The organism is Pseudomonas sp. GW822-FHT01E03 (assembly GCF_058802985.1).
On sequence record NZ_JBXAOQ010000003.1, the window covers coordinates 402,043 to 423,735 of the forward strand.

Here is a 21,693-nt window from a genome sequence, read left to right on the forward strand (position 1 = left end):
TCCCACATTGGATCTGCGTTGTTCATAAATCCCTTGCAGGAGCGAGCTCGCTCGTGATTAGCCTGAGAGCGCCGCGGGGCGTCAGGTTTGCACCGTTATCGTTGACGACCATCGCGAGCAAGCTCGCTCCTACAGTAAACTCCGCCTCTTTAGCCGACGCACAGGGAGCTCAAATGTCCGGTTCGATCCTTTATATCCACGGCTTCAACAGCTCGCCGTTGTCGAAGAAGGCCTGTCAGTTGGTCGAGGTGATGGAGCGTCTGGGCCTGAGCGAACACTTGCGCGTTCCGGCATTGCACCATCACCCGCGCCAGGCTATCGAGCAGCTGGAGCAAGCGATTGCCGAGCTGGGGCGGCCACTGCTGGTCGGCAGCTCGCTCGGCGGCTACTATGCCACTCACCTGGCCGAGCGCCATGGCTTGAAAGCCCTGTTGATCAACCCTGCCGTCAGCCCGCACCGGATGTTCGACGGCTATCTGGGGACGCAGAAAAACCTGTATACCGAAGAGACCTGGGAAATGACCCACGACCACGTGGTGGCCCTGGCCGAACTGGAAGTGCCGGCGCCCCGGGATCCACAGCGTTATCAGGTATGGTTGCAGACGGCAGACGAAACGCTGGACTATCGCCTCGCCCAGCAGTATTACCGGGCATGCGCCTTGCGTATCCAGGCCGGCGGCGACCACAGTTTCCAGGGTTTTGCCGGGCAATTGCCGGCCATGTTGAGTTTTGCCGGCATTGGCGCCGATTTGTATCAGGCAATCGATTTCACCGCACTGTGAGCGATAGCCCCATGAATTCTTTTTTCACCGAACACTGACGACGAGACCCCATGGCCACTCCCAGCGCTAGCTCTTATAACGCAGACGCCATCGAAGTCCTCTCGGGCCTCGACCCGGTGCGCAAACGCCCCGGCATGTACACCGACACCAGTCGGCCGAACCACCTTGCCCAGGAAGTCATCGACAACAGTGTCGACGAAGCCTTGGCCGGGCATGCCACATCGGTGCAGGTGATCCTGCATGCCGACCATTCCCTGGAGGTCAGCGATGACGGCCGAGGCATGCCGGTGGACATTCACCCCGAGGAAGGTGTTTCGGGCGTCGAGTTGATCCTCACCAAGCTGCATGCCGGTGGCAAGTTTTCCAACAAGAACTACCAGTTCTCCGGCGGCTTGCACGGGGTGGGTATTTCCGTGGTCAACGCCTTGTCCACCGAAGTGCGGGTGCGTGTAAAACGTGACGGCAACGAATACCAGATGACCTTCAAGGATGGCTACAAGGCCACCGAGCTTGAAGTCGTCGGTACTGTCGGCAAGCGCAATACCGGGACCAGCGTGTTCTTTGCGCCGGACCCGAAATACTTCGACTCACCAAAATTCTCCATCAGCCGCCTCAAGCACGTGCTCAAGGCCAAGGCCGTTCTGTGCCCGGGCTTGCTGGTCAGTTTTGAAGACAAGGCCACTGGCGAGAAAGTCGAATGGCATTACGAAGACGGCCTGCGTTCCTATCTGGTGGATGCGGTCAGCGAATTCGAGCGCCTGCCGAACGAACCGTTCTGCGGCGCCTTTGCCGGTAACAAGGAAGCCGTGGATTGGGCGCTGCTGTGGCTGCCGGAAGGCGGCGATGCGGTGCAGGAAAGCTACGTCAACCTGATCCCGACGGCCCAGGGCGGTACCCATGTCAACGGTCTGCGTCAGGGCCTGCTCGACGCCATGCGCGAGTTCTGCGAATTCCGCAGCCTGCTGCCGCGCGGCGTGAAGCTGGCACCGGAAGACGTCTGGGAGCGCATCGCCTTCGTTCTGTCGATGAAGATGCAGGAACCGCAATTCTCCGGGCAGACCAAGGAGCGCCTGTCGTCCCGTGAAGCGGCGGCGTTCGTCTCCGGTGTGGTCAAGGATGCGTTCAGCCTGTGGCTCAATGCCAACCCGGAAACCGGCATGCTGCTGGCGGAACTGGCGATCAACAACGCCGGCCGTCGCCTCAAGGCCAGCAAGAAGGTCGAGCGCAAACGCATTACCCAAGGCCCGGCGCTGCCGGGCAAACTGGCCGACTGTGCCGGACAGGATCCGATGCGTTCCGAGCTGTTCCTGGTCGAAGGTGATTCCGCCGGCGGTTCGGCCAAGCAGGCGCGGGACAAGGAGTTCCAGGCGATCCTGCCGTTGCGCGGCAAGATCCTCAATACCTGGGAAGTCGACGGCAGCGAAGTGCTGGCCAGCCAGGAAGTGCACAACATCGCCGTGGCCATCGGTGTCGATCCGGGCGCGGCGGACATGAGCCAGCTGCGCTACGGCAAGATTTGCATCCTCGCCGACGCCGACTCCGACGGTCTGCACATCGCGACCTTGCTGTGCGCCTTGTTCGTCCAGCATTTCCGCCCGTTGGTCGATGCCGGTCACGTTTACGTCGCGATGCCGCCGTTGTACCGCATCGACCTGGGCAAAGAGATCTACTACGCCCTCGATGAAGCCGAGCGCGACGGGATTCTCGATCGCCTGGTGGCCGAGAAGAAGCGCGGCAAGCCGCAGGTCACCCGATTCAAGGGTCTGGGCGAAATGAACCCGCCGCAGTTGCGCGAGACCACCATGGACCCGAACACCCGGCGTCTGGTGCAGTTGACCCTGGAGGATTTCGAGGCTACCTCGGAGATGATGGACATGCTGCTGGCGAAGAAGCGTGCCGGTGACCGCAAGACCTGGCTGGAGTCCAAGGGCAACCTGGCCGAGGTGCTGGGCTGATGCGCTTGGGCTTTGCCCTGGCGTGTGCGTTGCTGCTGACCTCAATGACGGTGTCTGGCGAACCGACACCGCAACTGCGTCTGTTGTCCGAGCATGCCGTCGATGGCATGCGCGGCGGCAACCTGTCCGGGCTGGCCCAGTGCGGCAAGGAGCTGTGGACGGTCTCCGACCGTGACGATGATCAGATCTATCGTCTCGATACCCGGGCCAACGTCTGGCGCGCAGAGGCCGTGGGCATCGGCGTACCTGAAGTACCTGACAGCGGGTTGCCCTGGGGATTGCGTTCGCGGACCTGGGCCGCTTCGTTCGTGCGTGGCGGCAATCTGGATTTCGAAGGCATCACCTGTGACCGCGCCGGCAATCGTTACGTGGTCAGCGAATCCCATGCAGCGGTGTTGCAAATACCGCCAACCGGGCCGACGTCCTGGCTGAAGATTTCGCCGCTCATGGCGCGCGAAGCCCGGGCCAGAGGCATGTTGTTGCGCTTCAATGCACTGTTCGAAGGCTTGGCAATCAATCCTGAAGGTGACCAGTTTTGGTTGGCTGCCGAGCGCGAGAACCGCGGGTTGCTGCTGATCAAGCGCAAGCAATCGGTGTGGGACTGCGATGGTGGATGCGTGCTGCTGAGTGAAGCCGGGAAAGAAATGCAACCCGCACAGTTTCCCAACGCCAGAGCGATGTCTCGGGATTTTGCCGATCTGTCATTGTTCAACGGCAAGCTGTTTACCCTGGAGCGCAATGCGTTCGAGGTCTGCCGCCGAGATGCGCTGACCGCCAAGGTCGAGCGTTGCTGGTCGTTTGCCGAAGAGGCATTGCAGGAAAATCGGCGTTATCCACAGGATTATGGCCTCGCGGAAGCGCTGGTAGTGGACGCTGACGGTGCCTGGATCGGTATCGACAACAACAACGGTGCTCGCGCCGATGGCGAAGTCCGTCCGGTGGTCTGGCGTTTTGCTGCACCGGAAGGTGGCTGGAGTGCCAAGTCATGAGGCAACGAAGCCCGGGGCAGCGCATCGGCCGGGTGTTTATGGTACTGGCCTGGTGTGCCGCGTTGTTTCTGGCCACGCGTTTTTTCGGCCAGTGGGAAGCGCGTCAGCAAAATCCGAACGTGGTGGTCAGCTCGGAGCAGGGCGAGGGTTTCATTGAGGTGAAACTGGTGAGCAATGCGCAGGGGCATTTCGTCGCCAGCGGTCAGATCAACGGCCATCCGGTGGACTTCATGCTCGATACCGGGGCGACCGATGTGTCGATTCCGGCGGACCTGGCCAAGCGTTTGAAGCTCGAAGAAGGATTCGGCGTGACCCTGAGCACGGCCAATGGCTTGAGCCAGGGCTATCGCACCCGTATTGAACGCCTGCAACTGGGCGACATCGTGCTGCGGGATGTACGCGCACTGGTGGCCCCGGGGCTGCATGGCGATCAAGTGTTGCTCGGCATGAGCGCACTGAACAAACTTGAATTTACCCAGCGCGGTGGCACCATGCTGCTGCGCCAGACAACGAACCGATGAGGCCCGCATGAGCGACTCCCTTGATCTCAGCCTGGACGGTGTAGAACGCCGGTCACTGGCTGACTTCACCGAAAATGCCTACCTCAACTACTCCATGTACGTGATCATGGACCGTGCCCTGCCGCATATCGGCGACGGCCTGAAACCGGTACAGCGGCGTATCGTCTACGCCATGAGCGAGCTGGGGCTGGACGCTGATTCCAAGCACAAGAAGTCGGCGCGTACCGTCGGTGACGTGCTCGGTAAATTCCACCCCCACGGCGACTCGGCCTGCTACGAAGCCATGGTGCTGATGGCCCAGCCGTTCAGCTATCGCTATACGCTGGTCGACGGCCAGGGCAACTGGGGTGCGCCGGATGATCCCAAGTCCTTCGCCGCCATGCGTTACACCGAAGCGCGGCTGTCGCGTTATTCCGAAGTGCTGCTCAGCGAACTGGGCCAGGGCACGGCGGATTGGGGCCCGAACTTCGACGGTACGCTGGACGAGCCGCTGGTGTTGCCGGCCCGCCTGCCGAACATCCTGCTCAACGGCACCACCGGTATCGCTGTGGGCATGGCCACCGACGTGCCGCCGCATAACCTGCGGGAAGTCGCCACGGCGTGCGTGCGTTTGCTCGATGAGCCCAAGGCCACGGTCGAACAGCTCTGTGAACACATCCAGGGCCCGGACTACCCGACCGAAGCGGAAATCATCACCCCGCGCGCCGACCTGCTGAAAATCTACGAAACCGGTCGCGGTTCTGTGCGCATGCGCGCCGTGTATCACATCGAAGACGGCGACATCATCGTCACCGCGCTGCCGCATCAGGTCTCGGGCGCCAAGGTGCTGGAGCAGATCGCCGCGATGATGCAGGCCAAGCCGTCAAAGGCGCCGCAAATTGCCGACCTGCGTGACGAATCCGACCACGAAAACCCGTGCCGGATCGTGATCATTCCGGGCGCACGGAAAAACTTCGACCACGATGCGCTGATGCAGCACCTGTTCGCCAGCACCGAGCTGGAGTCGAGCTACCGGGTCAACATCAACATCATCGGCCTGGACGGCAAGCCGCAGCTGAAAAACCTGCGGGCGCTGCTGGTCGAATGGCTGGAGTTCCGGGTGCAGACCGTGCGTCGTCGCCTGCAATTCCGCCTCGACAAGGTCGAGCGTCGCCTGCATCTGTTGGACGGTTTGCTGATTGCCTACCTCAACCTGGATGAAGTGATCCACATCATCCGTACCGAGGAGCAGCCGAAAGCCGCGCTGATCGAGCGCTTCGCCCTCAGCGAAATCCAGGCCGACTACATCCTCGACACCCGTCTGCGTCAGTTGGCGCGACTGGAAGAGATGAAGCTGCGTGCCGAGCAGGATGAACTGCTCAAGGAACAAGCCAAGCTGCAAGCCCTGCTGAGCAGCGAAGCCAAGTTGAAAAAACTGGTGCGCAGCGAACTGATCAAGGACGCTGAAACCTACGGTGATGACCGCCGGTCGCCTATTGTCGAGCGCGCCGAAGCCAAGGCCCTGACCGAGCACGACCTGCTGCCGAACGAGAAAGTGACGGTCGTGCTGTCGGAAAAAGGCTGGATTCGCTCCGCCAAAGGCCACGAAATCGACGCCACCGGGCTTTCCTACAAGGCCGGGGACGGCTTCAAGGCACTGGCAGCCGGGCGCTCCAACCAGTTTGCCGTGTTTATCGACTCCACGGGCCGCAGTTATTCGGTGGCCGCCCACACCTTGCCGTCGGCCCGTGGCCAGGGCGAGCCGCTGACCGGTCGCCTGACGCCGCCGCCAGGGGCGAGTTTCGAGTGCGTGCTGATGCCGGAAGACGATGCGCTGTACGTGATCGCCTCCGACGCCGGCTACGGCTTCGTGGTCAAGGGTGAAGACCTGCAGGCCAAGAACAAGGCGGGCAAGGCCCTGTTGAGCCTGCCGAACAACGCCAAGGTCATGCTGCCGCGCCCTGTGGCCGATCGTGAACAGAACTGGCTGGCGTCGGTGACGACCGAAGGTCGCCTGCTGATCTTCAAAATCAGCGACCTGCCACAATTAGGTAAAGGCAAAGGCAACAAGATCATCGGGATTCCCGGTGAGCGAGTGGCCAGTCGCGAAGAGTATGTGACGGACATCGCCGTATTGCCGGACGGTGCAACACTGGTGTTGCAGGCCGGGAAACGTACCTTGTCACTGAAAGCGGACGATCTTGAACACTACAAGGGTGAACGTGGTCGTCGTGGCAACAAGTTGCCGCGTGGCTTCCAGAGGGTCGATGCGCTGCTCGTCGAAAACCTCAATTAGGCGACTTAGAAGCGCCGAACTACGAATTAACCCGTAGTTCGGCGCTTTACGCTGGAGTCGGAACGCATATTCACGGATGATATGGCCTTTCAAGCGCCGGCATTGCCGCGCGTTCTTCATATTTATTGAGTATTTTCACTGTGGTCAGCCTTTTAGCGACCACCTGGATGGGACGATGACTGCTCTGCGCCTTCCTTTTATTCTTTTGCTCGCCGGCGTTCTTGGCCTGGCGGGTTGCAGCGTTCACCAGCCGGTGTCGTTGTATCAGCTGGACGCTGGTAGTCCGGTTCAGCCCGCACAGAACGCGGGCATGGCGGTATTGTTGGGGCCGGTCACCGTGGCCGACTACCTGCAACGCGAAACCCTGTTGCAGCGTCAGCCCGATGGCAGCCTGCAAGCCTCGACCGACGGTCGTTGGGCTGGCAGCCTTTCGTCGGATATCGATCAGCTGCTGCTGCGCCAGGTCGCGGGTCGCCTGGACAGTCAGCGCGTAGTGCTGGCCCCGGCGACATTGGGCTTCACCCCGGACGTTCAGGTGCTGCTGACCATCACGCGCCTGGATTCGGGTGAAAAACAACCGGCGATCCTCGACGCGCAATGGCGCCTGATCGACCGTCGCGGGCAGGTCCGCGACAACCGCATCATCCATTTGCAGGAACAGCATGCCGGTACCACGGCGGCTCAGGTCCAGGCACAGGGTGTGTTGTTGCAACGCCTGGCCGAACAACTGTCGGTGGCGCTCAAGCCTTTGGCCAATCAGCCTCCGATCGCCGAAGCCCCACGCAAGCCGGCAGCCAAGGCGGCAGCACCTGCGGTAGAACAGGAAAAGCAGCCGAAGATCCCGATGGCCGCGCCTATTCGTACGGATATGGAAGTGTTCCGCTTCTAAGTCTGGACTGAATCCATACAAAGCCCGCATTGATGCGGGCTTTGTTGTTTTTACAGGTTGGAGATATCTAGCGCCTGTTCTGGCCTCTTCGCGAGCAAGCTCGCTCCCACAGGGGATCTTCAGTGAGCACACCCTTGGGCTAACCCGGATCAAGTGTGGGAGCGAGCTTGCTCGCGATGAGGTCAGAACAGGCAACAAAAAAGCCCGCAGACGATCACTCATCTGCGGGCTTCTTCATATCGAGGTTAAGGCTTAAGCTCGACGCTCATGCATCCGCGCCAATTGCCGTTCAAGCATCGACGGATACGGCTCCATCAACCGCTCTACGCAGCAAGCACCCTCAGGGCTGGCGATCGGGCGGATCCGTGCACGTTGGCGGATCAACGCGTCGTCACTGATCTTGCGCTCCACCAGCAGCAGGTTGCGGCTGTGTTGCGACAGGGCCAGGGCGTCCTGGGCAGGGTCGGTCAGCAGCAAGTCGATCTGGCTCAGGCCGAACAGTTCGTCGCCCAGGGTCAGCCCCAGCTGCAATTGCAGGGTGATGCCACTGTCCGCGACTTCGATCTGCAACTGGTGGCCCAGGGCCCGCAGCAGCTCGCCACAGCAAATGGCGTTGGTCAGGTAATCGTCGCCGCTGTCTTCGGTGTGGAACAGCATCAGCGTGCTGCCATCGTTCAAGGTCTCTACTTCGCCCTGATACAGGGAAGCTGCCTGGTCGAGGCAATCGCGATAGCGCTCGAGCAGTTCTTCAAGACGCGCCCGCGGCAGGCGTCGCAGTTGCTCCTGGGAGCCCAGTTGCACCGCCAGTACCGCGCTGTGCTGTGGCACGCTCGGCGTGGCTTTGCGAATCACCGGTTGTGGGGTGCTGTCCAGCGACTCGTCGCGCAGATCGGCGAACGGGTCTTCGTCATCGTCGTCTTCAACGGTGCTGACGATCTGTCGTGGCGCTGGTTTGAGCGCCGCTACCGGGCGGCTCTCGTCGAAACTCGGATCGCGCAGGTTACGGACTTCGAAGGCCGGGTCGGCCTCGTCATCCATGTCGTCGAACTCCGGTTCCGGTTCTGGCACAGGGGCCGGTTCCGGGGCGAAGTTGGCGTGCAGCTGGCGCGCCAGGTCGCCGATTTCGTCCTGGCGGTCGGTGGCCGGGGTGAATTCATCAATATTGCGCAGCCACACCCGCAGTTGCAGCAGCGGCGTGGAGAGATAACGCCCCATGCGCAGGCTCAGGGCCAGGGACAGGGCCAGCAGGATTGCACTCAGAATGCCCATGCTTTGCAGGCTGATGGTCATCGGCTGCTGGAACTGGTCCATGTCCAGGCTGATGCGCAATTGCCCGGCAGTCACGTCCTGGAAGGTGATCTTGCTTTGGTACATGCCCTCGGCTTCGCCCAGCAGGCCATGCTTGGGACGCTGGCCGGATTCGGCAAGGATGCGGTTGTCCGGGCTGTAGATGGCGGCGTGGGCCACCAGCTTGTTCTTGGTCAGGTTGTTGAGCAGCACGTTGAGGCTGAGGATGTCGTTGGACACCAACAGCTCGGTGGCCGAGGTGGCCGTCTGCGTGGTCAGGCTTTCGCCCAGCGCATCCGCCTGCTCGTGCATGGCCTGCTTGAACTGCAGGCCCATCACACCGGCATAGATGACCAGAGCCAGGGCGACCAGGATCACGTTATGGCTGGCGATGCGCAATGCAATCGGTACACGGCGGTGGCGCAGTGCCCGGAAGATCAGCAGGAAGAAGTTGTCGGTTTTTACTGGCGTGGGCCGGTTCACTTGAGCTCGGCTCTTTTGTCCGTGAAGTTGACGCGCAGTATAGCGACAGGCCCTAGACCGTCAAAGCGCTCACGGTGCCCGATGGTCACTGAAAGTGGGTAGAATGCGGTTTTTTTCCACTTGCGGGGGTGCGCCTTGCGCGAAATCGTCCTGATAAACATCACGGGAGTCGACCGTCCGGGTCTGACTGCGGCCATTACCGGCGTTCTGGCCCAGGGTGGTGTGAACATTCTCGACATCGGTCAGGCGGTGATCCACGACACCTTGTCGTTCGGCATCCTGGTTGAAATTCCCGACACCGAGCAAGGCAAGTCCGTGCTCAAGGACATCTTGTTCAAGGGCTATGAACTCGATCAACAAGTGCGTTTCACGCCGGTGTCCGAACAGGATTACCAGCAGTGGGTCGGCAATCAGGGCAAAAAGCGCCACATTGTGACCCTGTTGACCCGCAAGGTGACAGCCGGGCAGTTGCAGGCCGTGAGCTCGATTACCGCCAAATATGGCCTGAACATCGACCACATCGATCGCCTGTCCGGGCGCATGCCGCTGGACACCCCGGCCGACAAGGGCAAGGGCTGCATCGAGTTTTCCGTGCGTGGCGAGGCGGCTGATCCGCAGGCGTTGCGTGCCGAATTCCTCAGCGTCGCCCAGGAACTGAACGTCGACATCGCCTTCCAGGAAGATTCGCTGTTCCGTCGCAACCGTCGCCTGGCGGTGTTCGACATGGATTCAACGCTGATCGAAGCCGAAGTGATCGATGAGCTGGCCAAGGCGGCCGGCGTCGGCGACAAAGTGTCGGAAATCACCGAGCGGGCAATGGCCGGTGAGCTGGATTTCCGCGCCAGCTTCAAGGAGCGCCTGGCCTTGCTCAAAGGTCTGGACGTCAATGTGCTGGACTCCATCGGTGCCTCGCTGCGCCTGACCGAAGGCGCCGAAACCCTGTTCGCCGAACTCAAGCGCCTGGGCTACAAGACCGCGATTCTGTCGGGCGGCTTCACCTACTTCGCCAAGCAATTGCAGGCCAAACTGGGTATCGACTACGTGTTCGCCAACGAGCTTGAAGTGGTCGACGGCAAAGTCACCGGCGTGGCGGTCGAGCCGATTGTCGATGCACAGCGCAAGGCGGATTTGCTGAAGGAACTGGCACACAAGGAAGGCTTGCGCCTGGAGCAGACCATTGCGGTCGGCGATGGTGCGAATGACTTGCCGATGCTGGCGATTGCCGGGTTGGGCGTGGCGTTCCGGGCCAAGCCGCTGGTCAAGCAGTCGGCCAAGCAGGCGATTTCCACCTTGGGGCTGGATGGTGTGCTCTACCTGCTGGGTTTCCGCGATCGCGACGGCCAGCTGTAACACCGCAAAACAACTGTAGGAGCGAGCTCGCTCGCGATGAGCGGCGAGGCGACGCGGGCATTCAGATTGCCCGCGTCATCGTTAACGCCCATCGCGAGCAGGCTCGCTCCTACAGGTATGTGCGTTGATCAGGCTTTTGGTGAGCCCATGCCCTGACCCATCTGCACCGCTGTACCGGCGGTCATTTCTTCAGCCCACTTCACCTGATCCGGCCCGAACAGCACGACGGCGGTCGAACCCAGTTTGAAGCGACCCAGTTCCGCACCTTTTTCCAGGTGGATCGGCGCACGTGCGGCTTCGTCGTAACGGAAGGTTTTCAGCTCACGCTTCGGCGGTGTCACCAGACCGGCCCAGACGGTTTCAATCGAGGCCACAATCATCGCACCCACCAGCACCACGGCCATCGGGCCGCGCTCGGTGTCGAAAATGCACGCCACGCGCTCGTTGCGGGCAAACAATTCCGGAACGTTTTCAGCAGTGGTCTGGTTGACCGAGAACAGACGGCCCGGGATGTAGACCATCTCGCGCAGGGTGCCGGCCAGGGGCATGTGCACGCGGTGGTAGTCCTTCGGCGACAGGTAGATGGTCGCGAAGTCGCCACCCATGAACGGCGCAGCGTTTGCCGCATCGCCACCCAACAGTTCCAGCACGCTGAAGCTGTGGCCCTTGGCCTGAAACACGCGGCCGTGCTCGATCGGGCCGAGCTGGCTGATCGCGCCGTCGGCGGGGCTGAGGATCGCGCCCGGGGTTTCGTCCAGCGGACGGGCACCGTCTTTCAGTGCGCGGGTGAAGAACGCGTTGAAGTGCTCATAGGCGGTCAGGTCTTCGACCAGCGCCTGGGACATGTCCACCTGATAACGTTTGGCGAACCAGGCGGTGAAGGCATTCTTGAACCAGCGCACGCGGCATTCGGCGATGCAGCCGGCCAGACGCGAGAGCAAGTTGTGGGGCAGCAGGTACTGGCCGAGGAGAAACAGACGCTTGTTCATTAACGGTCCTTAAAAATCTTAAATTTCTACCGGGGTATCGGGATGATTGCCCCATTCGCCCCAGGAGCCGGCGTAGCCTTTGACCCGCGGATAACCGAGAGCCTTGGCCACCAGATAGGTGAAACCAGAACGATGATGTGTCTGGCAGTGGGTAATCACTTCTTTGTCTTTGCTGATCCCGAGTTGTTCGAGGATCTGCGGCATGTCGGTGCGGATGCGCAGCTGGCGTGCCCGATCCATGCCAGCGGTCCATTCGAAATTGATCGCGCCGGGAATGTGTCCGCCCTTGGCTGCCAGGACTTTCTCGCCGGAGTACTCCAGCGGCCCGCGCGCATCCCAGATTGCCAGGTCGGCGGCGCCGAGACGGCTTTGCAGGTACTCGCGGGTGGCGGTGGGTTCATCGTGCAGGGTCAACGCAACCGGACCGCCCACGTGCGGCGGGATCTGGATCGACATGGGCAAGCCTGCTGCCAGCCAGGCTGTCAGGCCACCGTCAATATAGTGGTACTTGCTGTGGCCGATGACATCCAGCAGCCAGATGAAGCGTCCGGCCCAACCGCCGCCTTCGTCGTCATACACCACGTAGACCGCATCGGGGTTGTGCCCCAGCTCACCAAACAGCGTTTCGAGTGCTGCTTGCGGGGGCATCAGCCCCGGGGCGGGGGCCTGGCCGAGCTGCGTACGCTTTGGATCGACAAAGCGCGCGCCGGGAATGTGCCCTTCGGTGTAGCGGGCGGCACTGGTCAAGTCCACCAGAATCAGTTCGCGGGCGTCGAGGCGAGGGAGCAAGTCGCTCGGCTCGATCACCAGCGGCAAGCCAGAGAAGTCAGACATGTGAGGTCTCCAGAGCACAAAAGGGAGGATTGTAACGCAGCTTATTGGCCACGGTGGCTAAAGCTGTGCAGGGCTTTCTCGATGCACTGTGCGGTTTTGCCGAAGGCCTGTACGGAAATTTCCGAAAACGGCCCGCCGCCTTGATCCGCCACGACGATCATGATCACCCGGCCATTGTTGATCAGCGAACGCAGCAGCAAGTGTTCACCGCTGAACTGCGAGCGCAGGCTGTTGGGCAACAGGGCCGAGAATTGCGCGTTATTGGCAGGCGTCAGGCGCACCTGGGCCTGCTGCGCGAGCAGGCGTTGCAACACGTTGCTATGGCTGACCACGAAATTCAACCCGGCCGCTTCCTTCGACAGGCCGGCCGTCTGGTGCACGCGCAGGTTGGCGTGGGTGCGATCGGCCATCAGGATCATCACCCGGCGCATGCCGCAGGCCACGAGGGCGTCCCGGGCGGCGATGGTCAAGTGCATGGCGTTAGTGAAACGGCTTGGCTCGACCAGCAACTCGGCGCATTGCTTGCGCCACTTCGCCAGGTCTTCGGCGGTAGGTGCCGCTGCCGGCAGCAAGCCTGCGTGGACACGGTTCATGCCCCACGGCCAGATCAGCGACTCGGCGGGGTGCCAGAGGTCGGGCATGGCGTGTTGGCGTGCGCTGTTGGCGGCTTGCTGGTGCAATTGCTGCTGCAGTTCGTCCATCGGCATTTGCAGGTAAAGGCTGGTCAGGTACTGCCAGCGCTCGCTGTGGGGGCTGTCCCAGGCGTGTTGCGCCGACAGCGCCAGCCCATTGGCCAGCAGCACTGTATTGGCCGGTTGATTGAGCCAGCGGCGCAGGGTCGGATCGTCGTCAAGGCGATTCTGCTGACGCAGTGGATGGTCGCTGTCACGGGCGATGCGCAGGACTTTCACCAGTTCCCGCTGCTCGGTGAGCAGCAATCGATAGCCTTGCTGCACCCAGATCGGCAAGCGCCAGACCTCCACCAGCGCCTGGCCGATATCCAGCAGGCGTACGCCAAACAGTTGCTGCTCGACTTTGCGTGCCGACTCGCCTTTATGGATGACCCGCAGCTCCCAGTCTTCGAGCAGTTTCGGATGGGTCAGTGCCAGCGGCCACAGGGGCGAAAGAAACAGCAGGCTGCCCCAGTGGATGTCCTGCCACAGGCGCGCCAGGCGACTGGCAAAAAAACCGTTGGCCTGTTGCGTGGCGTGCTGGCTGATCATCTGCAACTGACGCAGGGCTTTGGGAATCTCGAGCTCGGGTTCGGCGGGTAGCCGCGCGAGCAGTTCTTCGGTGCGCGTCAAACCGAGGCGGTTGATTGCAATTTCAAGGTTTTCCGCAGGCTCGGTCATGCTGCCATGGGTATGCCGGTTGGCTTCGCGAATCACGCTCAAGGCCAGGGCCGGGCTGCCTTGCATGAGGTCGGCGATGTCGCGCAGCGAGCTGCGATTATCTCGGATGGCCTTGCAGACACGGTCATGGCTGGCTTGCGGGACGGGAAGACGTACGCCATCGAGCAGCTTGACCCAGCCTTCGAGGGTCGTTGGTTTTGGCGTTGGAACGTTCGTTTCGTTAACCATGGTGGGAGGCGATCATCGTCAACATTACCTGTGCCCGGATGGGGTCAAATTAGCTTTTCGCCTGAACGGGCTATAGTCTGGCGCAGTTTTGCCGATAAGTAGAAGAAGAGATTTTTTAACTTCCGAATATGACCTTGAACCCGACTCAGTAAGTGCTCTCCTAACCTATGGCTAAAATTATCGGCATCATCGTCGTATTCGCGAGCGTGCTCGGCGGATACGTGCTTTCCCACGGCAAGATTGCCGCCCTGATACAACCTTTCGAGGTCATGATCATTGGCGGTGCTGCCCTCGGCGCCTTCTTGCAGGCCAACCCCGGCTACATGACGATGCACGTGCTCAAGAAGTCCCTGAGCATGTTCAGTTCACGTTTCAACCACGCCTTCTATCTTGAAGTGCTGGGCCTGATCTACGAGATCCTCAACAAGAGCCGCCGCGAAGGCATGATGGCCATCGAAGGCGACATCGAAGATGCCGCTGCGAGTCCGATCTTCGCGAAGTACCCGACGGTACTCAAGGACGAGCGCATGACCGCGTTCATCTGCGATTACCTGCGCATCATGTCTTCCGGCAACATGGCTCCCCACGAGCTGGAAGGCCTGTTCGACATGGAGCTGTTCAGCCTCAAGGAAGACCTCGAACACCCATCCCACGCGGTCAACGGCATCGCCGACGCCATGCCCGGTTTCGGTATCGTCGCGGCGGTACTGGGTATCGTGGTGACCATGGCTTCGCTGGGTGAAGGCGACCAGAAGTCCATCGGCCTGCACGTAGGTGCGGCACTGGTGGGTACCTTCTTCGGTATTCTCGCCGCCTACGGCTTCTTCGGCCCGCTGGCCCATTCCCTGGCCCATGATGCCAAGGAAGAGCTGAACGTCTATGAAGCCATCAAGGCTTCGCTGGTGGCTTCGGCTTCCGGCATGCCGCCATCGCTGGCCGTGGAGTTCGGGCGCAAGGTCCTGTACCCGGCGCACCGTCCAAGCTTCGCCGAGCTGGAACAAGCGGTTCGCGGTCGTTAAGCCATGGAAAATAACCAGCCGATAATCATCAAGCGCGTCAAGCGCATCGCCGGCGGGCATCACGGGGGCGCCTGGAAAATCGCCTTCGCCGACTTCGCCACGGCGATGATGGCGTTCTTCCTGGTGTTGTGGCTGTTGTCCACCGCTACGCCGGAACAGAAAATTGCCATCGCCGGTTACTTCAAGGACCCGATCGGCTTTTCCGAAAGTGGCACGCCCTACATCATCGATCTGGGCGGCACGCCGACCCTGGCGCCGGAAAACACTCTCAACCCCGAGGTGAAGTCCCAGCCGCAGCCGGATAAGGTCACCATCGATACCGATCAGGTCGAAGGCATGGCCGAGCAGGTCGAAAAAGAGCGCCTCGAGCTGTTGCTGCAAGAACTGCAGAACAAGGTCGAAGAAAACCCGCAGATGCAGAAGTTCAAGGATCAGATCCTGTTCGAAATCACGCCGGACGGCCTGCGAATCCAGATCATGGACGCGGAAAACCGCCCGATGTTCGATTCAGGTTCAGCGCGCTTGAAGCCGTATTTCGAAGACATCCTGCTGGCCATGGCCGACACCATCAAGGCGGTGCCGAACAAGATCAGTATCAGCGGCCACACCGATGCCAAGCCATACACCGGCACCGGTGATTTCGGTAACTGGGAACTGTCGGCCAACCGTGCCAACGCCGCACGGCGTGCGCTGGTGGCGGGCAGCTATCCGGATGCGCAGGTGGCGCGCGTGGTCGGTTATGCCTCGTCGGCCCTGTTCGATCGCGAGCATCCGTTCAACCCGGTCAACCGCCGTATCGACATCGTGGTGCTGACCAAGAAAGCCCAGCGTGCCATCGAAGGTTCGCAAGGTGCTGAACCTGCTCCCGATGCACCGCAAGGTTCGGCTGCGCCGGGAGCCGCACCGGCTGCACCGGTCGACCCGAACGCGTTGCCGGCGGACAAGGAACCGCTGCCGGCGCACGAACTGCGCGAGCGTCTGAATCTGTTCGATGATCCGGCACCGAAGCCGGGTGAGCCAGCCAAACCGGCTGAACCGCCCAAGCAGTGACCGACAAAAAAGCCGACAGCGATGTCGGCTTTTTTGTGGGTGTTTCCTACGTTAAAAGCCGCGGATGATTCGGGACTTGAGGTCTGCGTGAAAGCGATCCGCATTGGATTTGTTAACTCTGCGCACCGACTCGCTACCGGTCACCGAATCCAGTGACATCGAGCGCTTGAGCATCGACTCGTTGCGATAGGCATCGATGAAGAACTCGATGTCCCGGTCGCTGGTCAGCTTCGGCCATTTGTCGAGGTACAGCGGCAGCTCTGTCGGGCCGGTCTTGAACGAGCAGATGCGCCGGTTGGTGATGGTCGCTTCGCCTATTTCGAACGGCACCCACCAGGACAGTGCGGTTTTCTCCGACACTACCGCCAGCAGGTGTGTGCATTCGCTGATGTTGCGGGTGATCACCCCGGTGATGTCGTCGGTGGTCTGGGATTCGGCATCCAGTACGTCGAGGTAGGTCTTGATGTTGGCCTGCATCAGGCGCGTGTTGATGTTGATCGCGTGGGCGCGGTCCATGTGGCGGTAGCTGATAAACACTGGCATCAGAAATGTCCCTTGATCGCGAGTTCGCGGTAATAGGCGCCGAGGGCGGTGAGGCGGCAGCCGGTGGAGTGGATGGCGGCGTAGTACATGTGTTCGGCGTCCACCGGTTCGACCAGGCTGTGGCGGTTGCACTTTTGCAACTGGGCGAAGACCTCGCCCTGTTCCGGGTTGAACTCGGGCTCAGTGGGCTCAAAGCTGGGGGCGAGGGGGTACACCGACTCTGCTTCGGCAAACCATTCGGGGAGTTTGCGCAGGATTTCCTTGGGGATCAGCGGTGACACTTCGCGCAGGGAAATGAACTGCGAGACATTGGTCTTGAACACCGGACGCTGTTCCCAGGCATCAAGGGCATTGTCGACAAACGAATAGAGGCTGCCGGGGGTGATCTTGCCCAGGATGTTCGCGGCTCCGCCGTGCAGGGCCTGGAGCAGCAATCCGGTGAACACGCCGTGCTGCATGCCCTCCATCGCCGGCTCTTCCTTTTTACAGGCGGTCAAAATGGTCATGCCTTCGCCGACCACGCTGCCTTCGCTGCGCAAGGCGCGCAGTTCGCCGGCCGAGCCGCTCTGGCAACAATCGAGAATGATCACTTTGTTTTTGATCTTGGTGGCCTTGCTCGCCCAGTTGAGGATGTCGCTGAGGCGAATCCCGTCCTTGGCGCTCTTGTAATCCTGCGGGATCAACATGCCTTCGTCGGTGTCGGTGTCGAAGCTGCCGTGGCCGGCGAAGTACAGCAGCGCGACGTTGCAGTCACCGGAAAACAGCTCGCGGATCTGGTCTTCGAGTTTTTCCCTGCTCAGGAAGTCCTCGGCGGAAGTCAGCACGATGTTCTTGAAGTTCGGATCGCCATTGGCGTCGGTTTTCAGCACGGAGGCCATGGCCATGGCGTCATTGCTGCAACCGCTCAGGCGCGACACATGGGTGTAGTCGTTGATGCCGATAAACAGTCCCTTGCGCATGGTTACACCGCCGTATGCTCGCGAATCGCGCTGATGATGCTGTTGGTGTTCCACGCACATTCGGCATGTGCCGCGTCACGTACCACCGTGGAAATGCGCTCGGCACCGAACGGCTTGATCGCAATGATCACCTTGCCCATGCGCTTGGCGATTTCGATTTCCTTGTTGATCCACTTGCTGTAGGTGGAGTACATCCCGGCCATGATCAACACCGCCGAACACGGGCGAATCTTGTTTTCGATGGCCTCCTCAAGCTGTTTGTCGGTTTTCGCGCCGACAATCGGGTTGTCCGGCGGAACCGAAAAATTCTTGTACGTGAAACCAGGCTTTGCGTTGAGCAGGCGCACGAGATTGTCGTGGGCGTCGGAGTAGTTCCACGAGTGGCTGATGAACAGGTGGTAGGTTTGCATAGGTGTCCCTCGGAGTCGCTGGAGTGCGAAGAGGGCTAGAACTTAGGCGAATACAGGGCGGCTACAAGGGGGTGGTGCGGAAAGAGAAATGCCCTACAAGCGAGCGTGCACAGGTCTTACAGAAAGGTCTGATGTTTAAGCGGGGGGAAGATCCAGCCGCCGGCCACCCCGCTGAAGGCAGGGTGGTCGACACGTCTGTTTAGTAGCCGTTTTCCGGCAGACTGGCGATGATCGAGCGGTAGCTGTTCATCCGCTGTTGCTGCACGCGGCCGTCTTCAAGGGCCTTGAGCAGGGCGCAACCGGGTTCGCGGTCATGCTTGCAATCACGGAAACGGCAGGTGCCAAGCAGGTCGTTGAACTCGATGAAGCCGGCTTCGACGTCGGCACGGCTGACGTGGCCCAGGCCGAATTCGCGGATACCCGGGGAGTCGATCAACTCACCGCCACCGGGGAAGTGGAACAACCGCGCGGTAGTGGTGGTGTGGGTGCCCTGGCCGGACAGTTCGGACAACGGGCCGACGCGGGTTTCGACATCCGGCAGCAGGCTGTTGACCAGCGACGACTTGCCGACGCCGGACTGGCCGACGAATACGCTGATGCGCCCGTCCAGCTGTGTCTGCAATTGTTCCATGCCGTTGCCGTGGTGCGCCGACACTTCCAGCACCGGATAGCCCAGGGTGCGGTATACGGCGAGCAAGGCATTCAGTGCAGGAGCGTTGTTTTCGTCGATCAGGTCGAATTTGTTCAGCAGCAACAGTGGCTTGATGCCTGCATGCTCGGCCGCCACCAGGTAGCGGTCGATCAGGTTGGCATGGGGCTCGGGCAGCGGTGCAAACACGATGACGATCATGTCGACGTTGGCCGCAACCGGCTTGAGCTGACCACGGCTGTCCGGGCGACACAGCTCGGTGTTGCGCGGCAGTTGCGCCACGATCACGCCGATACCCTGGTTGCCGGCACGCCAGACCACCTGATCGCCGGTCACCAGCGCCGGCAGGTTGGCGCGCAGGTGGCAACGGAATACCTGGCCGGCCAGTTCGCCGTCGCGGGCCTCGACCTCGACCTGCACACCGAAGTGCGCTATCACCAGGCCGTGCTGTTCCGGGCCCAGATCGCCGCCCTCAAGTGCCTCGACGGCCGAGGACTCGCGTTTGGCGGCGCGGGCAGCGCGTTCGCCCTGAATCTTTTCGATGCGCCAGTTTTGACGACGATTGAGTTGGCGTTTGGCCATGGGTGTTCCGTATCAAGAATGCAGCGATTAGGTAAAACGGCCGCGAGTTTAGCACGCCCGGCCACCGGCCTAGGCTAAACTGCGCAGCATTGCCTAGGAGCCGACACATGCAAAACCCACAGAACCTGATCTGGATCGACCTGGAAATGACCGGTCTGAACCCGGACACCGACGTCATCATCGAAATGGCCACCATCGTCACCGACAGTGACCTGAACACCCTGGCCGAAGGCCCGGTGATCGCCATTCACCACAGCGACGAAATCCTTGCCGGCATGGACGAGTGGAATACCCGTCAGCATGGCGGTTCCGGGCTGACCCAGCGGGTTCGCGACAGCCGCATCAGCATGGCCGAAGCCGAAGCCGAAACCATCGCCTTCCTGGAGAAGTGGGTGCCGAAGGGCAAGTCGCCGATCTGCGGCAACAGCATCTGCCAGGACCGTCGCTTCCTTTATACCCACATGAAATCCCTGGAAAGCTTCTTCCACTACCGCAACCTCGACGTGTCGACCCTCAAAGAGCTGGCTGCGCGCTGGGCACCGGATGTGCGTGACAGCTTCAAGAAGGGCAGCACGCACCTGGCTCTGGACGACATCCGCGAATCGATCGCTGAGCTGCAGCACTACCGCAAGCATTTCATCAAGTTCTGATTCACGGTCGTCCGTTCCGGCCCCATCGCGAGCAAGCTCGCTCCCACAGGTGCAACGCCGGCTCTGTGGGAGCGAGCTTGCTCGCGATGGCGTAGGCACAGTCGCCACTAGTGTTCGGGCAGCGCCCTCTTTTGGTGCCAGGGTGAACTGAGTAGACTGCGCGCCTTTCTGCAAGGATCGCCCCTATGCTGCTGATGCTCTACCTGATCGCCATCACCACCGAAGCCATGACTGGCGCCCTCTCTGCCGGCCGACGGGGCATGGACTGGTTTGGTGTGGTGCTGATCGCTTGCGTCACGGCGCTGGGTGGCGGGTCGGTGCGCGATGTGCTGCTCGGGCATTACCCTCTGACGTGGGTCAAACACCCGGAATATCTGGTGCTGACCACGGCAGCCGCGATGATCACAGTGTTTACGGCCCGCTGGATGCGGCATTTGCGCTCATTGTTCCTGGTGCTCGACGCCATGGGCCTGGTGGCGTTCACCCTGATCGGCTGCATCACCGCCCTGGAAATGGGCCATGGCATGTTGGTCGCCTCCGTTAGCGGCGTGATCACCGGCGTCTTCGGCGGCATCCTGCGGGACATTTTCTGCAACGATATTCCGCTGATCTTCCGGCGTGAGCTTTATGCCAGCGTTTCGTTCGCCGCGGCGTGGTGCTACATGCTCTGCATCTATCTGCAATTACCCGACGAACAATCGATTCTGATCACCTTGTTCGGCGGTTTTCTGCTGCGCTTGCTGGCGATCCGTTTTCATTGGGAAATGCCCAAGTTCGTCTATAACGACGAAGCCTGACGTTCGGAGTGTTGCCGCAACGCCCACGCGACATGTTCACGTACCAGTTCCGAAGGATGTTCCCGTCGCGCCTTCAGCGCCTCCAGCACCGGGATCGTTGAAGGCGCATTGCCCAGGCCTACCGCCAGGTTGCGCAACCAGTTTTCATAGCCTGTCCGGCGCAGCGGCGAGCCTTCGGTGCTGCTCAGGAATTTCTCTTCATCCCACATGAACAGTTCCGCCAGCCCGGCATTGTCCAGATTGTGCCGCGGCTTGAAGTCGCTTTCACCGGAAGGGCGGGCGAAGCGGTTCCACGGGCAGACAATCTGGCAGTCATCGCAACCGAACACGCGGTTGCCGATCAGTGGCCGCAGGTCTTCAGGGATCGCGCCTTTGAGTTCGATGGTCAGGTAGGAAATGCAGCGTCGGGCATCCAGCACATAGGGGCCGACGAAGGCGTTGGTCGGGCAGATGTCGAGGCAGGCACTGCAGCGCCCGCAGTGTTCGGTGGCATGGGGCGGGTCGACCGGCAGCGGCAGGTCGACGAACAGTTCGGCGAGAAAAAAGTAACTGCCGGCCTTGCGGTTCAAGACCAGGGTATTTTTGCCGATCCATCCAAGCCCCGCCTGTTCGGCGATGGCTTTTTCCAGCACCGGGGCACTGTCGACGAAGGCGCGGTAGCCAAACGGGCCGATCTGCGCCTGAATTTTTTCCGCCAGTTGTTGCACGCGTTTGCGGATCAGCTTGTGGTAATCGCGACCCAGGGCATAACGCGAGACGTAGGCTTTTTCCGGTTGGGCGAGCATTTTTGCCATCTGCGTGTCGCCGGACAGGTAGTCCATGCGCAGGGACACCACGCGCAAAGTGCCCGGCACCAGCTCTTCGGGGTGCGAGCGTTTGCTGCCGTGGGCGCCCATGTAATCCATTTCGCCGTGGTAGCCGGCTTCGAGCCAGCGCTCCAGGTGCTGCTCATGCTCGGCCAGGTCGAGGCCGCTGATGCCGACTTGCTGAAAGCCCAGCTCGCGGCCCCAGTCCTTGATGGATTGGGCGAGGGCGGGCAGATCTGTGGTAATAGCGGGCATGAGACGAGAGAAACCGGGGCTGAGATGCGTATAATTCTG

At 61.1% G+C, this 21,693-nt stretch carries 20 protein-coding genes; 11 read left to right on the top strand and 9 right to left on the bottom strand.

What is annotated here, in order from left to right:
• The first annotated feature begins 173 nt into the window (after positions 1 to 173).
• The 6 genes from AC1RP7_RS07895 to AC1RP7_RS07920 all read left to right on the top strand — a co-directional run bounded on the left by AC1RP7_RS07895 (position 174) and on the right by AC1RP7_RS07920 (position 7,411).
• Positions 174 to 782 (top strand): YqiA/YcfP family alpha/beta fold hydrolase, encoded by a 609-nt coding sequence (locus AC1RP7_RS07895; RefSeq protein WP_057712262.1) that lies wholly within the window; start codon positions 174 to 176, stop codon positions 780 to 782.
• A 50-nt stretch (positions 783 to 832) separates the two neighbouring features.
• Entirely contained in the window at positions 833 to 2,737 is a 1,905-nt protein-coding gene (parE, locus tag AC1RP7_RS07900; protein WP_340312326.1) for a DNA topoisomerase IV subunit B, read from the top strand.
• The gene (locus tag AC1RP7_RS07905; protein ID WP_493181572.1) at positions 2,737 to 3,726 is read left to right on the top strand and encodes an esterase-like activity of phytase family protein; all 990 of its coding nucleotides are present in this window, start codon (positions 2,737 to 2,739) and stop codon (positions 3,724 to 3,726) included. The genes parE and AC1RP7_RS07905 overlap by 1 nt, the downstream gene beginning before the upstream one ends.
• Positions 3,723 to 4,247 (top strand): retropepsin-like aspartic protease family protein, encoded by a 525-nt coding sequence (locus AC1RP7_RS07910; RefSeq protein ID WP_057712259.1) that lies wholly within the window; start codon positions 3,723 to 3,725, stop codon positions 4,245 to 4,247. Before AC1RP7_RS07905 ends, AC1RP7_RS07910 begins: the two co-directional genes overlap by 4 nt.
• 7 nt (positions 4,248 to 4,254) lie before the next feature.
• A complete protein-coding gene (gene parC / locus AC1RP7_RS07915) occupies positions 4,255 to 6,522 on the top strand; it encodes a DNA topoisomerase IV subunit A (protein ID WP_057712258.1) in 2,268 nt (755 codons plus the stop codon).
• 175 nt (positions 6,523 to 6,697) lie between these two features.
• Positions 6,698 to 7,411, top strand: coding sequence for a PqiC family protein (locus AC1RP7_RS07920; RefSeq protein ID WP_102669292.1), 714 nt, complete (start codon positions 6,698 to 6,700; stop codon positions 7,409 to 7,411).
• A gap of 252 nt (positions 7,412 to 7,663) precedes the next feature.
• Here AC1RP7_RS07920 and AC1RP7_RS07925 read toward each other — a convergent pair whose 3' ends face one another.
• Positions 7,664 to 9,181: an AhpA/YtjB family protein gene (locus tag AC1RP7_RS07925; RefSeq protein WP_349734564.1), complete on the bottom strand. Its 1,518-nt coding sequence runs from the start codon at positions 9,179 to 9,181 to the stop codon at positions 7,664 to 7,666.
• Positions 9,182 to 9,316: 135 nt separating this feature from the next.
• On the opposite strand from AC1RP7_RS07925, the gene serB reads away from it, so the two are divergent.
• Positions 9,317 to 10,531 (top strand): phosphoserine phosphatase SerB, encoded by a 1,215-nt coding sequence (gene serB, locus AC1RP7_RS07930; RefSeq protein WP_057395688.1) that lies wholly within the window; start codon positions 9,317 to 9,319, stop codon positions 10,529 to 10,531.
• Between the two features lie 128 nt (positions 10,532 to 10,659).
• On the opposite strand, the gene asd is transcribed toward serB, so the two are convergent.
• From asd to AC1RP7_RS07945, 3 genes are read right to left on the bottom strand one after another with little or no spacing between them, the layout of a single operon-like run.
• On the bottom strand, positions 10,660 to 11,520 hold the full coding sequence (gene asd / locus AC1RP7_RS07935) for an archaetidylserine decarboxylase (protein WP_008048034.1): 861 nt from the start codon (positions 11,518 to 11,520) through the stop codon (positions 10,660 to 10,662).
• A gap of 18 nt (positions 11,521 to 11,538) precedes the next feature.
• A complete protein-coding gene (locus AC1RP7_RS07940; RefSeq protein WP_150811899.1) occupies positions 11,539 to 12,354 on the bottom strand; it encodes a rhodanese-like domain-containing protein in 816 nt (271 codons plus the stop codon).
• Between the two features lie 41 nt (positions 12,355 to 12,395).
• Positions 12,396 to 13,934, bottom strand: a complete 1,539-nt coding sequence (locus AC1RP7_RS07945) for an HDOD domain-containing protein (protein WP_493181573.1) — start codon at positions 13,932 to 13,934, stop codon at positions 12,396 to 12,398.
• Positions 13,935 to 14,101: 167 nt separating this feature from the next.
• On the opposite strand from AC1RP7_RS07945, the gene motA reads away from it, so the two are divergent.
• Together motA and motB are read left to right on the top strand one after the other, a co-directional pair.
• Entirely contained in the window at positions 14,102 to 14,953 is an 852-nt protein-coding gene (gene motA / locus AC1RP7_RS07950) for a flagellar motor stator protein MotA (protein WP_015093220.1), read from the top strand.
• A gap of 3 nt (positions 14,954 to 14,956) precedes the next feature.
• On the top strand, positions 14,957 to 16,003 hold the full coding sequence (motB, locus tag AC1RP7_RS07955; RefSeq protein ID WP_150811897.1) for a flagellar motor protein MotB: 1,047 nt from the start codon (positions 14,957 to 14,959) through the stop codon (positions 16,001 to 16,003).
• 51 nt (positions 16,004 to 16,054) lie between these two features.
• On the opposite strand, the gene AC1RP7_RS07960 is transcribed toward motB, so the two are convergent.
• The 4 genes from AC1RP7_RS07960 to rsgA all read right to left on the bottom strand — a co-directional run bounded on the left by AC1RP7_RS07960 (position 16,055) and on the right by rsgA (position 19,146).
• A complete protein-coding gene (locus AC1RP7_RS07960; protein ID WP_057712251.1) occupies positions 16,055 to 16,546 on the bottom strand; it encodes a toll/interleukin-1 receptor domain-containing protein in 492 nt (163 codons plus the stop codon).
• A complete protein-coding gene (locus AC1RP7_RS07965) occupies positions 16,546 to 17,505 on the bottom strand; it encodes a caspase family protein (RefSeq protein WP_057712250.1) in 960 nt (319 codons plus the stop codon). Before AC1RP7_RS07965 ends, AC1RP7_RS07960 begins: the two co-directional genes overlap by 1 nt.
• Before the next feature lie 2 nt (positions 17,506 to 17,507).
• On the bottom strand, positions 17,508 to 17,915 hold the full coding sequence (locus tag AC1RP7_RS07970; RefSeq protein ID WP_154861127.1) for a TIR domain-containing protein: 408 nt from the start codon (positions 17,913 to 17,915) through the stop codon (positions 17,508 to 17,510).
• 199 nt (positions 17,916 to 18,114) lie between these two features.
• Entirely contained in the window at positions 18,115 to 19,146 is a 1,032-nt protein-coding gene (gene rsgA / locus AC1RP7_RS07975) for a small ribosomal subunit biogenesis GTPase RsgA (RefSeq protein ID WP_007978809.1), read from the bottom strand.
• A 107-nt stretch (positions 19,147 to 19,253) separates the two neighbouring features.
• Here rsgA and orn point away from each other — a divergent pair, with 107 nt between their 5' ends.
• Together orn and AC1RP7_RS07985 are read left to right on the top strand one after the other, a co-directional pair.
• Positions 19,254 to 19,796 carry an oligoribonuclease gene (gene orn / locus AC1RP7_RS07980; RefSeq protein WP_008035288.1) on the top strand — a complete coding sequence of 181 codons (543 nt, stop codon included), beginning with the start codon at positions 19,254 to 19,256 and terminating at the stop codon, positions 19,794 to 19,796.
• A gap of 185 nt (positions 19,797 to 19,981) precedes the next feature.
• Positions 19,982 to 20,593, top strand: coding sequence for a trimeric intracellular cation channel family protein (locus AC1RP7_RS07985; RefSeq protein ID WP_057712247.1), 612 nt, complete (start codon positions 19,982 to 19,984; stop codon positions 20,591 to 20,593).
• Here the strand turns inward: AC1RP7_RS07985 and queG are convergent.
• A complete protein-coding gene (queG, locus tag AC1RP7_RS07990) occupies positions 20,575 to 21,654 on the bottom strand; it encodes a tRNA epoxyqueuosine(34) reductase QueG (protein WP_493181574.1) in 1,080 nt (359 codons plus the stop codon). The two genes, AC1RP7_RS07985 and queG, sit on opposite strands and share 19 nt — an antisense overlap.
• Between the last annotated feature and the right edge of the window lie 39 nt (positions 21,655 to 21,693).